10 protein-coding genes are annotated in these 13,171 nt (G+C 64.8%); 1 reads left to right on the top strand and 9 read right to left on the bottom strand.

The window, feature by feature from the left end; genetic code table 11:
• Positions 1 to 33: 33 nt before the first annotated feature.
• From Q2941_RS22820 to Q2941_RS22790, 7 genes are all read right to left on the bottom strand, one after another.
• A complete protein-coding gene (locus Q2941_RS22820; RefSeq protein ID WP_458193795.1) occupies positions 34 to 2,010 on the bottom strand; it encodes an acetyl-CoA carboxylase biotin carboxylase subunit in 1,977 nt (658 codons plus the stop codon).
• Entirely contained in the window at positions 2,007 to 3,623 is a 1,617-nt protein-coding gene (locus Q2941_RS22815) for an acyl-CoA carboxylase subunit beta (RefSeq protein ID WP_027521629.1), read from the bottom strand. Before Q2941_RS22815 ends, Q2941_RS22820 begins: the two co-directional genes overlap by 4 nt.
• Before the next feature lie 113 nt (positions 3,624 to 3,736).
• Positions 3,737 to 4,603, bottom strand: coding sequence for a beta-keto acid cleavage family enzyme (locus Q2941_RS22810; RefSeq protein WP_027521630.1), 867 nt, complete (start codon positions 4,601 to 4,603; stop codon positions 3,737 to 3,739).
• Between the two features lie 202 nt (positions 4,604 to 4,805).
• Entirely contained in the window at positions 4,806 to 5,606 is an 801-nt protein-coding gene (locus Q2941_RS22805; protein ID WP_027521631.1) for a helix-turn-helix transcriptional regulator, read from the bottom strand.
• Between the two features lie 218 nt (positions 5,607 to 5,824).
• A complete protein-coding gene (locus Q2941_RS22800; RefSeq protein WP_254109328.1) occupies positions 5,825 to 6,481 on the bottom strand; it encodes a glutathione S-transferase family protein in 657 nt (218 codons plus the stop codon).
• A 62-nt stretch (positions 6,482 to 6,543) separates the two neighbouring features.
• Positions 6,544 to 7,704 carry an acyl-CoA dehydrogenase family protein gene (locus Q2941_RS22795; protein ID WP_458193794.1) on the bottom strand — a complete coding sequence of 387 codons (1,161 nt, stop codon included), beginning with the start codon at positions 7,702 to 7,704 and terminating at the stop codon, positions 6,544 to 6,546.
• A 117-nt stretch (positions 7,705 to 7,821) separates the two neighbouring features.
• Entirely contained in the window at positions 7,822 to 8,958 is a 1,137-nt protein-coding gene (locus Q2941_RS22790) for an acyl-CoA dehydrogenase family protein (protein ID WP_458193804.1), read from the bottom strand.
• Positions 8,959 to 9,226: 268 nt separating this feature from the next.
• Between Q2941_RS22790 and Q2941_RS22785 the strand changes: the two genes are divergently transcribed.
• Positions 9,227 to 10,774 (top strand): acyl-CoA synthetase, encoded by a 1,548-nt coding sequence (locus tag Q2941_RS22785; protein ID WP_027521635.1) that lies wholly within the window; start codon positions 9,227 to 9,229, stop codon positions 10,772 to 10,774.
• Positions 10,775 to 10,777: 3 nt separating this feature from the next.
• Here Q2941_RS22785 and Q2941_RS22780 read toward each other — a convergent pair whose 3' ends face one another.
• Together Q2941_RS22780 and Q2941_RS22775 are read right to left on the bottom strand one after the other, a co-directional pair.
• Positions 10,778 to 12,253 (bottom strand): glycosyltransferase family 2 protein, encoded by a 1,476-nt coding sequence (locus Q2941_RS22780; RefSeq protein ID WP_458193793.1) that lies wholly within the window; start codon positions 12,251 to 12,253, stop codon positions 10,778 to 10,780.
• A 55-nt stretch (positions 12,254 to 12,308) separates the two neighbouring features.
• The gene (locus Q2941_RS22775) at positions 12,309 to 13,076 is read right to left on the bottom strand and encodes a helix-turn-helix domain-containing protein (protein ID WP_156944122.1); all 768 of its coding nucleotides are present in this window, start codon (positions 13,074 to 13,076) and stop codon (positions 12,309 to 12,311) included.
• Positions 13,077 to 13,171: the final 95 nt, after the last annotated feature.

The following is a 13,171-nucleotide window of genomic DNA, read 5'->3' as shown; positions in this document are numbered from 1 at the left end:
CTTCGGCACCCTACGATTGCGGTACTTGCGGCACTATCTCGCCTCGATCTCCACCACGATCTTCCCCGTCGTCACCTGCTCGCCCTCCGCGACGTCGATCGCCGCGACCACGCCGTCGATGCCGGCCTTGTGGACGTGCTCCATCTTCATCGCTTCCAGTGTCATGACCGGCTGGCCGGTGGTGACGCGATCACCGGGCTTGACCAGCACCGCGACGACGCGGCCGTTCATGGCGGCGCGGACCTTGCCGTCGCCGCCATTGGTTGCGGCGGCCTTCGGCGGGGCGAGGGTGAGATCGGTGACCGCAAACGGGACGCCGCGGTGCTGGAGATAGAGCCGGTCGCCGTCGCGCAGGAATTTTGCGGCGTCCATGAGACCGTTGTGGCGGAAGCGAATGGCGTCGGGATCGAGCTGATCGATCTCGAACTTGTGGCTTTGGCTATCGAGCACCACCATGTACCCGCCATCGGGCTCGCGCGTGATTTCGAGCTCGTGCATGTGACCGTCCAACTCAATCTTCGCAGGGAGCGGAAACGTTGCCGCCAGACTCCGTCCGGCCCGCCATGGCGGGGCATGGGGGTTGGTGACGTAGAACAACAAGCCCGCCAGCGCCGTGTCGAACGCACCGTTCTTGCGCGGCGCCAGCAATTCGTGGCAATGGGCGCCGATGAACGCCGTCGTCGCCTCAGCCCCGGCAAAGCCGGGATGCCGCAGGCACGACATCAGGAACGCCTGGTTGGTGGTGACGCCGAAAGCGGTGAGCTGTTCCAGGCCGCAGATAAGGCGGCTGCGTGCTTCCTCGCGGCTCGCGCCGTGGCTGATGACCTTGGCGATCATGGAATCGTAGAACGGCGGGATCTCCGTGCCGGATTGCAACGCGTGCTCGACGCGCACGCCCTCCGGAACCTGCCAGCGCGCGATGCGGCCGGACTGCGGCATGAAATCGTGTGCAGCGTCCTCCGAGCACAGCCGCACCTCGATGGCGTGGCCGAAGAACCTGATGTCCTGCTGCTTCACCGGCAGCAGCTCGCCGCGAGCGACGCGCAGTTGCAACTCGACGAGGTCCAGGCCGGTGATCGCTTCGGTGACGGGATGCTCGACCTGGAGGCGCGTGTTCATCTCCATGAAGTAGAACGCGCCGCTTTCGTCGAGCAGGAACTCCAGCGTGCCGGCTCCCTCATAACGCAGCGCCTTCACCGCTGCGACGGCGACCTCGCCCATCTTCGCACGCAACTCCGGAGTTACGGCCGGCGATGGTGCCTCCTCGATCAGCTTCTGGTGGCGCCGCTGCACCGAGCAATCGCGCTCGCCGAGATGGATGGCGTTGCCATGGGCATCACCGAACACCTGGATCTCGATGTGCCGCGGGTTTTGGATCGCCCGTTCGAGGATGACAGTGGGATCGCCAAATGCCGCCTTGGCTTCGGACCGCGCGCTGCGCAGCGCATCCGGAAACGACACGGCATTAGTGACGAGCCGCATGCCGCGGCCGCCGCCACCGGCCACCGCCTTGATCATCACGGGAAAGCCGATCTTGTTGGCCTCCGCGAGCATCACCTCGTCGCTCTGGTCGACACCCTGATAGCCTGGCACGATAGGTACGCCGGCCTTCTTCATGATCTCCTTGGCGCCGGCCTTGTTACCCATCGCCTCGATTGCCTGCGGCGACGGGCCGATGAAGACGAGACCCGCATCCTTGCAAGCCTGCGCAAACGCCTCATTCTCGGCAAGGAAGCCATAGCCGGGATGCACAGCATCCGCGCCGCTCGCTTTCGCAGCTGCAATGATGGCTGGTATGTTCAGATAGGATTGCGCCGGCAAGGCTTCGCCGATCCGCACGGCCTGGTCGGCCTGCCGCACATGCAAGGCGTCGCGATCCGCATCCGAATAGACCGCGACGACGCCGAGGCCGAGCCGCCGCGCGCTCCGCATCACCCGCAGCGCGATCTCGCCGCGATTGGCGACCAACACCTTGAAGAACGGCCGGTGCTGCACTGATCCGTTCCTCATGGGCGGGCCACCGAGAATTGCATGCGCTGGGGAGTCCGTGCGTCGCCCTCGCGGCAGATCGCGAGAACCTCGGACAGAATTGCGCGGGTGTCGCGAGGATCGATCACGCCGTCGTCGAGCACGCGGGCGCTGGTCGAGAACACATCCATCTGGCCATCGAACACTCCGATGATCTGCGCTTTCATGGCCTCGAGCTTGTCCTGCTCGATCGGCTTGCCGCGTCGCGCAGCGGCAGCCTCCGTCACGATCGCCATGGTCTCGGCGGCCTGCTCGCCGCCCATCACAGCGGTCTTGGCATTGGGCCAGGAGAAGCAGAAGCGTGGGTGGAAGCCGCGGCCGCACATGCCGTAATTGCCTGCGCCGAAGGAGGCGCCACAATAGATCGTGATCTGCGGCACGGTCGCCGACGTCACCGCCTGGATCATCTTCGAGCCGTGCTTGATCATGCCGGCTTCCTCGTAGGCCTTGCCGACCATGTAGCCAGTGGTGTTGTTGAGATACAGCAACGGCGTGCGGGTCTGGCAGCAGGCCTGGATGAAGTGCGTCGCCTTGTTGGCGCCGGCCGGATCGAGCGGACCGTTGTTGGTGACAATGCCGATCGCCTGGCCCTCGATACGGGCATGGCCGCAGACCGTGGCGGGGCCATAGTTCGGCGCCATCTCGGTGAAATCGGAATCGTCGACGATGCGGGCGATCACCTGCTTCATGTCGACTGGGCGCTTATGGTCCATCGGCATGATGCCGAGCAACTCGTCCTGGTCGTAGCGCGGCGGCTTACATTGCGCGCTCGCCCGGCCCGGCCGTTCCCATTCCAGCGCCGCCATGATCTCACGTGCGATGCGCAGGGCATCGCGATCATCCTCGGCGAGATAGTCGCCGAGACCGGAGGTCTGCGTATGCATCTCGGCGCCGCCGAGCTCTTCTTCGGTCGCGATCTCGCCGGTTGCAGCCTTGAGCAGCGGCGGCCCCGCGAGGAATGCGCGCGTGCGGCCGCGCACCATGACGATATAATCGGACAGACCCGTCTGATAGGCCCCACCCGCGGTCGATGAGCCATGCGTCACGGTGACGACGGGAAGGCCCGCCGCCGAGAGCCGCGCGAGGTTGCGAAAGATGTTGCCGCCGCGAACGAAGTCCTCGACGCGATAGCGCAAGAGGTTGGCGCCGGCGCTTTCGACCAGCTGCACGTAGGGCAGCTTGTTCTCCAGCGCGAGCTCCTGCACGCGCAGCGTCTTGTCGAGGCCGTAAGGTTGCAGCGCGCCGGCATCGATGCCGGCGTCGCTGGCGCTGACCATGCATCGAATGCCCGAGACGAAGCCGATGCCTGCGATGACGCCGCCGCCGGGCACGCTCTTGTTGGCATCGGGAACATCGAACATGTAGCCGGCAAGCGTCGAGAGCTCGATGAAGGGCGCGCCGGGATCGAGCACCAGCGCGACGCGCTCGCGCGGCAAGAGCTGGCTGCGCTTGTGGAAGCGGTCCTTCGCAGCGGCGGACGCCGCGCGCGTGCGCTCTTCCAGCGCGCGCATCCGTTCGATCAGCGCGAGCATGCCGTCACGATTGGCGTGGTAGGTCGCGCTGCCGGGGGAGATGGTGTTTTCGATGATGGACATAGCTCTTTCCTACCCGTCATTGCGAGGAGCGAAGCGACGAAGCAATCCAGACTGTTTCCGCGGATACATTCTGGATTGCCTCGCTTCGCTCGCAATGACGGTGGGGGGAATACCTACCGATTCGTCCCAAAAATCCTCCGCGCCTCGGCCGGGCTCGCGATCTCGCGGCCGGCACGCCGCGCGCAGGCCGCCACCGCTTCGATCAACTGACCGTTCGACGTCACCTTCCTGCCGTCGGCGAGATAGAAGGTATCTTCAAGACCAGTGCGGAGATGACCGCCGAGATCGGCGCAGCGCTGGTGCAGCGGCCAGATGTCTTCGCGGCCGATTGCCGTGACCTGCCAATGCGCCTCGGGACGCTTCAGCTTGAGCAGGATCGGCAGCAGCTCGGGATCGGCGGGCATGCCGGAGGCAACACCCATGACGAAATTGTATTCGAGCGGTCCCTTGTACATGCCGACTTGAGTGTACATGCCGACACAGCGGACGATGCCGACGTCGAAACATTCGAACTCGGGGATGGTGCCGACCGCATTCATGACGTCGAGATAGTCCTTCACCTTCTCGACCGCGTTGTCGAACATCATCGGCGGCCAGGCCCAGCTGTTGTCAGCCTTCACCTTCAGATAGTTCAGCGAGCCGGCGTTGCAGGCGGCGATCTCCGGCTTGGTCTCGCGGATGCAATCGAGCGCGCCGCTGTAGTTCGGCCCCGACACGCCCGAGGTGTGATTGATGATCACACCGGGGCAGGCTTCGCGGATCGCCTGCTGGATCTCGCGCGAAACGCTGACCTCCCAGGACGGCAAGTGCCCCTTGTTCGGCGCCTGCTGACGCAGATGAATGTGCATGATGCTGGCGCCGGCATCGAATGCTGCCTTGGCCTCACGCGCCATCTCTTCGGGCGTCACCGGCACGTTGTGCTGCCGGGGATCGGTGAGAACGCCATTCAGCGCGCAGGTGATGACGGCCTTGTCGCTCATGCCTTGGATGTCTCGCAGGTTGAGAATGCAACGCTTGCGATCATGTGACGAGGGGGCTGCGGCTTCTTGCGCGGAGAAGCTAGAGCAGCCGAAGCTACCGTAGGGTGGGCAAAGGCGCTCTTGCGCCGCGCCCACCATCTCTCCAGACTTCAGCTGAAGCGGTGGGCACGCTTCGCTTTGCCCATCCTACAAGGTCCCTCGGCTAGCTTGCTTCCGCAAGCTTCACCGTCTCGCCGCTGCGATAGATCGCAAGATCGCGCGAGCCGACGAAGATCGCGCGCGGCTTCAGGCCATAGAAGCGGCGGATCGAGTGGCTGAAATGCGTGCTGTCGGGATAGCCGATGTCCTGCGCGAGATGGGCGAGGTTGAGGTCCTGGTTGGCGAAATTTAGGAGATACCGCGCGCGCTTCCAGGCGCGGAAGGAGCGGAAGGAGATGCCGGTCTCTTCCTTGAACAGGTGCAGGAAGCGCGAAGCCGAGAGGCCCGCTTCCGCCGCGCATGCTTCCGCCGTCACCGGCTCGCCGGAGAAGCGTTCGATGCGCGCGATCGCCCGCGTCACGCGAGGATCGAGCACGCGGCGCGGCAGCGCTTCGCCAAAACACGTCCCGTCGAATTCGGCGGTGGTGACGTCGCCATAGCGGCGCTGGCGCAGCAACGCGTAAGCCGCGAGGATCTTTCGCGCATAGGCCGCCTTGTCGGGCCCGGTGAGCCGCTCGGCCAGTGCCTCGATCACGCCGTCCGGCATGCTCTCCGGCTCGAGCGTCACGCTGATGACGGTGCGATAGTCGCTCGCGATGGTGTGCCGCTGGTTCGGCAGGGTCACGACAAGGATATCGGTGGTATGGACATCGTCGATGGTCAGATGCAGGCTGCCCTTCACCGCGACATAGACGTGGCAGCAGCCGGCGGTCCGCCGGCGCGGCCGGCCGAGCAACCCCGCATAGAACACGCGCTCCGGCGTGATCAGCATCAAATGGTCGGATTCGCGACCCTTATCTTCCATTGGCGTCTTCCATCGGCGGTCCTCCTCGCGCGGCTCTTCGGGCCGCTGCGGACGGGGCCACCTTAGCGGAATTTTGGGCGGTGTCACGACGGGATAGCGCTGTCATAAAACACGCTGCGTCGTTCCGGGGCGGTCCGCAGGACCGAGTCCGGAACCTGGAAATTGCAGCGCGAGATTCCGGGGTCGATGCTTCGCATCGCCCCGCAATGACGGCTTCGTTACGCCCTCAGCCTCGGCGCGACCTTCTGCTCGATGCCGGCCTTCTGTTCCGCCGCCACCGCGCGTTTGAAACCCTCGCGCCGTTGCAGCCGCGCCCAATAGGCTGCGACATTTGGCCCGAAATCCCGCGAAAGGCCGATGCTTTCTGCAAGCCGCAGGGCATAGCCGATCACGATGTCGGCGGCGGTGAAACGGCCGGCGCACAAGGCCTCGGTATTGGCAGTCGCTGCCTCGACCGCGCGCAGGCGCCCGAGGAACCATTTTGCATAGTCGCCGGCGACCTGCGGATTGCGCCGTTCCTCCGGCTCGAGCTGGGCGTAACGGAGCACCAGCGTCTGTGGGAAGGTTAACGTCGCATCGCTGAAATACATCCAGTTCAGGAAGGCGCCGAAATCGGGATCATTGGCATCGACCATCAGCGGCGTCGGCCCGTATCGGGTGCCGAGATAGTGGCAGATGCCGGACGATTCCGTCATCCGCGTCTCGCCATCGATCAGATAGGGAATCGTGCCCAGCGGATTGATCGCGAGGTACTCCCTGGCAAAGACGCGCGGCGGGAACGGCAGCATCTTCAGCTCATAGGGCAGGCCCATCTCCTCCAGCATCCAGAGCGGGCGGAAGGAGCGCGCAGCGTCGCAGTGGTAGAGCGTGATCATCAGGCGTTTCCCCTAGAGCATGATCCGGAAAAGTGTGCAGCGGTTTTCCGAAAAGATCATGCTCAAACCTTAAAGCTGCCGGGCAGCGTTCCCATCATCTTGCACAAGACCATCAGCATGACCTCATCGGCGCCGCCGCCGATCGAGGTCAGGCGGCTGTCACGATAGGCGCGGCTGACCGGCGTCTCGTTGGTAAAGCCCATTCCGCCCCAATATTGCAGGCAGGCATCGGTGAGCTCACGTCCCAAGCGGCCGGCCTTCAGCTTGGCCATGGTTGCAAGCTTCGTCACGTCCTCGCCCGCCACCAGCGCCTCGCCCGCACGATAGACCAGCGCGCGCAACAACTCGACCTCGGTCTGCATCTCCGCAAGCTTGAAGTGCACGATCTGGTTGTCAAGGATGCTCTGGCCGAAGGCCTTGCGGTTGCGGGTATATTCGATCGTCTCGTTGATGATGTATTCGTGCGCCTTTAGGCAGGCGGCCGCGCCCCACAGCCGCTCCTCCTGGAACTGGATCATCTGGTAGGTAAATCCCTTGCCCTCCTCGCCGATCCGGTTGCGCCTGGGCACTCGGACATTGTCGAAGAAGATCTGCGCGGTGTCGGAGGAGCGCATGCCCATCTTGTCGAGCTTACGGGCCACCGTGACGCCCCTGCTCTTCATGGGGACGCAGATCAGCGACTTGTTGCGGTGAACGGGCCCGTCGCCGGTGTTGGCGAGCAGGCAGATCCAATCGGCCTGGGCGCCGTTGGTGATCCACATCTTGCCGCCGTTGATGACATAGTCATCACCGTCCGAGCGCGCATTGGTCTTGATCGAGGCGACGTCAGAGCCTGCGCCGGGTTCGGAGACGCCGATGCAGGCGACATAGTCGCCAGCGATCGACGGCGCGAGGAACTCGCGCCGCACCTCGTCGGAGCCGAAGCGAGCCAGCGCCGGCGTCGCCATATCGGTCTGTACCCCGATCGCCATCGGCACCCCGCCGCAGGTGATGGCCCCCAGTTCCTCCGCCATCATCAGCGCGTAGGAGTAATCGAGGCCCGAGCCGCCGAACTCGACCGGCTTGTTCAGCCCGAGGAAGCCGAGGCTGCCTATCTTCTTGAACAACTCGTGCGCCGGGAAGATGTCGGCCTTCTCCCATTCATCGACATGAGGATTGATCTCGTTGGCGATGAATTTTTGCAAGGAGCGGCGGATGTCGTCGTGGTCGGCGGTGAACAGCATTTCTTTCCCTTCGTCATTCCGGGGCGCGCGAAGTGCGAACCCGGAATCCAGATATGAGTCCAAAATATCGAGATTCCGGGTTCGACGCTTCGCGTCGCCCCGGAAGGACGGTGAAGATCACAACCCCATCTGCCGCGACGCCAGATCCTTCATGATCTCCTCGGTGCCGCCGCCGATGGCGTTGACCTTGACCTCGCGGTAGATGCGCTCGGCCTTGATGCCGCGCATGAAGCCGGCACCGCCAAAGATCTGCACTGCTTCCGAGGCGCAGAACGCCATGGTCTGCGTGGCCTGGTTCTTCATCATGCAGATTTCGGCCACCGGGCTCTCGCCCTGCTCGAGCCGCCAGGCCAGCATTTCCAGCATCGCTTGGCTGGCTGCGACCTTCTGCGCCATGTCGACGATCTTGTGGCGGATCACCTGGTGCTGGGCAAGCGGCTTGCCGAACGTCTTTCGTTCCTTCGCATAGGCGATCGCCTCATCGAGGCAGACGTGGGCAAAGGCCGTGCAGCCGGCCGCCATGCCCATGCGCTCGCTGTTGAAGTTTTGCATGATGATCTTGAAGCCCTGCCCTTCTTCGCCGATCAGGTTCTCGGCCGGCACGCGGCACTCGTCGAAATGCAGCGTCGCGGTGTCCGACGCCCACCAGCCCATCTTCTTCAGCTTGGTGCGCGACAGGCCGGGCGTATCGCCCTCAATCAGCAGCAGGCTGACGCCGCCGGCGCCCTCGCCGCCCGTGCGCACGGTAACGGTCAGATAGTCGGCGCGCATGCCTGAGGTGATGAACGTCTTCTCACCGCTCACGACGTAGTGATCGCCATCACGCCGCGCTCTGGTGCGGAGGTTCGCGACGTCGGAGCCGCCGCTCGGCTCGGTGATCCCGAGCGCGGAGATCTTTTCGCCGGCAAGGATCGGCGGCAGCACCCTGGCCTTGATCTCGGCACGGCCCGCGCGCGCAATCGGCGGCGCGCCGATAGTGTGGCTCATCAGCGACGCACTGATGCCGCCGGCACCGGCCCGCGCCAGCTCCTGGCTCGCCACGATCCTCATGAACTGGTCGGCGGGGACGCCGCCAAATTCCTCGGGGAACCCAAGCCCCAAGAGGCCGATCTCCGCGGCCTTGCGATACAGCACGCGCGGGAATTCGCCGGCCTCGTCCCATTCATGGGCTTGGGGCTCGATCTCCTTTTCGACGAAGCGGCGCATCACGGCGCGGAAGGCGTCGTGCTCAGCGGTATAGAACGGGCTCGTCATCGCGTGGTCGCTTTCGCTGGCGGCGATTCTTGTTGCCACCATGGCCGGAACACCACCCGCCCACTTGCGTCGAGTGGCTGGCTTGGGACACCCGACTTCGGTCGGGCCACGCTCCAGCAACTCAACGCAAGACAGTTTAGCCCCTCGCGGACCAACTCCGAACCAAAAAAGAAACTTGCACAAAACTCCGGCCGGCCCCTCGGGGCTGGCCTGGGCATGTTTCACGGCATGACGGGCAGGCAGCGCACGACCGCAAATGGAGGGACACTTGACCGTTCGCCATTACGACTGGATCGCCCATCATAGCCGCCGCGCGCCAGACAAGATCGCGGTCCACGACCTCGCAAGCGAGCGCCGCTTCAGCTACGCGCAATTCGATGCACGGATCTCGCGCCTCGCCACACATCTGCGCGACAGCCTGAAGGTCTCGCGCGGCGATCGCGTTACGGTGCTGGCGCAGAACACGACCGACACGCTGGAGGTGCAGTTCGCCTGCTTCCGGCTCGGCGCGGTGTTCGTGCCGCTGAACACCCGCCTCACCGTTCCCGAATTGCAATTCATCGTCGCCGATTGCGCGCCGAAGGTGATGGTTCATGACCGCGATCTCGCCGACACCGCCCTTGCGGTGACAAAACTCTGCGGCGTCGGCACGACGCTGCTGCTTGGCCCAGGAGCCTCGTACGAAGCCGGCATCGCGACGGCAAAGCCGCTCGACAGGGTCGAGCAGGTGACGCTCGATGATATCTCGACCATCATGTACACCTCGGGCACCACGGGCCATCCCAAGGGCGCGACCATCACCCATGGCATGACGTTCTGGAATTGCGTCAATCTCGGTGGCCCTGCCGGCATCGGGCCGTCCACGGTGCTGCTCACTGTGCTGCCGCTGTTCCACACCGGCGGGCTCAACTGCTACACCAACCCCGCGCTGCATGCCGGCGGCACCGTGCTGATCATGCGCGCCTTCGATCCCGCCCTCGCGCTGCAGCTGCTCGGCGATCCCGCGCAAGGCATCAACGTCTTCTTCGGCGTGCCCGCGATCTACCAGTTCATGGCGCAGCATCCGGCCTTCGCGACCACCGATCTGAGCCGGCTGGCCACCTGCGGCGTCGGCGGCGCGCCGATGCCGGTGCCGCTCTTGAAGGTCTGGGAGGCGCGCGGCGTCGCGCTTCAGCAGGGCTATGGCATGACCGAGACCTCGCCGGCCGTGCTGGTGCTCGATCGCGAGGACGCGGCGCGCAAAGCCGGTTCCGCCGGCAAGCCGGTGCTGCACACGGAGGTGCGGATCGTGCGGCCGGACGGCCGCGATGCGGATGTCGGCGAGCTAGGCGAGCTCTGGGTGAAGGGACCGAACATCACGCCCGGCTACTGGAACCGGCCGGAGGCCAACAAATCCTCCTTCACCGACGGCTGGCTGCATACGGGCGATGCGACGCGCGTCGACCAGGAGGGCTTTTACTACATCGTCGATCGCTGGAAGGACATGTACATTTCCGGCGGCGAGAACGTCTATCCGGCCGAGGTCGAGAACGTCCTGCATCAGCTCAGCGCGATTGCCGAAGCAGCCGTGATCGGCATTCCCGATGCGCAATGGGGCGAGGTTGGCCTTGCCATCGTTGCGGTCAAGCCGGGACAACGCTTGAGCGAAGCGGACATCTTCGCGCACTGCGCTGCCAATCTCGCGCGCTTCAAATGCCCGCGCCAGGTCCGCTTCGTCGACGCGCTGCCGCGCAACGCCACCGGCAAGATCCACAAGCCGACGCTGCGAAAGGAATTTTCGGCGGCTTCGGAAGTCGACAAGGCCGCGACCGCCTGAGCGTCAAGCCTCGCGCGGCTGCACGTCGCTCGCCACTTCGATCGCCACCACCGGCAGGCCGAGGCGGCGCGAATCGCCCACGGCCGCAAAGCGCGGGCAGGTCCATGCCAGCGTGGCCTCACCGGGCGATGGCAGCTCAAGGCGCAGTTCGAAGCCATCCTCATGGATCGCGATCGATCGCTCCGCGATACGTTCGCCGTCGAGATAGAAGCGAAGCCCGATTCGATTAAAGGGTTCGCGGACATTGAGGCATTGAACACGAACCACGTTGCGGCCGGGCCGCGCGCTGATCCGGACCGCGGCTTCGGGCTCACTCCAGCGGAAGGCGCGGCCCTGCCAGGTCTCCACCGCATTGAAGCCGGCCTGCGCGAGCACAGGATCGCCCAACCGCTGCAAGGGACCACCTCCAGCCTCGCGAACGCGGCGGATGCAATCGAGACGCTGAAAATCGATCAGGGCCGCAATGTAACGCTTCATCCAGCGCGCGATGCTCTCGCGCGAGCCGACACGCGCCAGCGCGGTCAGGACGCAGCGGGCATAGGCCGCAGCGAGCCGCGCCGCACCGCGCGCCGAGAGGTTGCCAAACAACGCAGGTCCGACCCAGCGCCGGAAGCCGCGCCATGTCTCGTGAGGCCGCCTCGACCATGCACGGCCATCAAGCACCAAGGCGCGAAGCGCGCTTCGCGCAAGTGCGGGATCGAAATCGTCCTGACTGCTCCATTCGACCGGAATGTCCAGAAGCTCGCTGCCGGGTTCACGTCGTCCTTCGCTGAGGTAGCGGATCTCGCCTTCCACGAAATCGAGCGTGAACGTCTTCAGGTCGGACAGCCGTCCGATGTAGTAATGATGGAAGCGCGCCTCCTCGAGATAACCGATGACGTGGCCGCGCGCATGGTAGGCGGCTGCGAGCACCCATTCGGCGAAATGGCCGAGCTCCTCGCGCAGGCCGCCACATTCCTCATAGGCCTCGCGGCGCGTCACGAAGCATTGGTCCAGCACCTTGCGCCAGGGATGTACCTTCATGCCGAAATCGATGTCGGCCTGGTACATCGCGGCCTCCGCCTCCGACAGGCGGTTGCGGCAGACCGGAATCGACTTGCAGGAAAAGCCCGACCACTCGGGATGCTCCTCGAAGGCGCGGACACACAGCGCGAGCACATCGGGCTCCGGCCAGCAGTGCGATTCCGTGAAGAACAGATATTTCCCGCGCGCCCTCGCCGCGCCGATCGCGCAAAGGCCGATGTCATGAGCCGAATCGGAGAATTCGAGCCGCGCCTCACCGCCAGCAAGCGCGGACAGATTTTCACGCGGCGAAAAGTCCGGCGGCACGACCAGGATGATCTCGTAAAGCTGGCGCGCGATGGTCTGCGACATCCAGCCCTGCCATGACTGCTCCCACTGCCCGCGGTGAAATTCAAGCGGAATGATGACGGAGAACAGCGGACGCTCGGCGTCGGGCGCGGCTTGCGGACTGGGCATGAATGACACTGGCAAATAGATTCAATAAAAAGGCAATGCCGGGACGAAAGAGCCGCTAGACCGGAAGGAACAGCGCGAATGACTCGTCCACCGTGCGGCGCAGATGGTCACGGTACAGCGCGTAGTTGATATTGTCGGGAGCAATCCGTCCCAAGGTCGGCGTCTTGACGTTTCGCGCGGGCACGAGCGCGATCGGCGCCGCAATCGGCGTCAGCTGCGAGCCGGGGCCGGCACGCAGCGTCGAGATGATGCCATACATCTCGCCGGCCACCGTCGGCCGCGACACCGTGATCACGCGATGCTGACCGTGCCGGTTGATGACGAGATATATGAAGCCGGACTGATGGGGAACGGCGACCTCGCCGGTGTGCTCATAGGCGGCGTCGGTGCGCTCACCCTCGCGGAAGACCAGCGACGAAACTTTCGGCTCCCAGACGATCTCGGTGCGATAGGCAAAGAGCGCATCCTTATCGCCGAATGACGGCCGCAGCGTGATGTAGACGTCCTCGAGCCAGGTCACCGCGCGGTGCGAATAGGAGCCGAGACTGTCGGGCGCGACATCGTTGCCTGCGGCAGGCGCCGGCGGCGCGGCGTGATTTTTCCGCAAGGCGACCCCCAGGGCCTGCTCCAGCCGCACCGTGGTCGCCAGCGTGAACGGGCGCCGGCCGCCCAGCACCTTCTCCAGCGTCGACAGGCTGAGCTTGGCCTGCTCGGCCAGCGCCTGCCGGGAGATGCGCCGCTTGGCGAGCTCCTCGCGGATTTTCTCGGCGACCTCGCGGCTTTGCTCGTCGGTAAGCTGCTTGTCCGGCGTCTGCATCGTCATTCCCTGCTCCAGACGGACATTCTAGCAGGCCGGACAAATCAGCACAAAACCGCACAGGGCCGTCTCCACGACGGCCGGCCCGGGTGGCCGGCGGC

This window comes from Bradyrhizobium sp. UFLA05-153, assembly GCF_054185185.1.
This window is presented reverse-complemented; position numbering and strand designations above follow the sequence as displayed.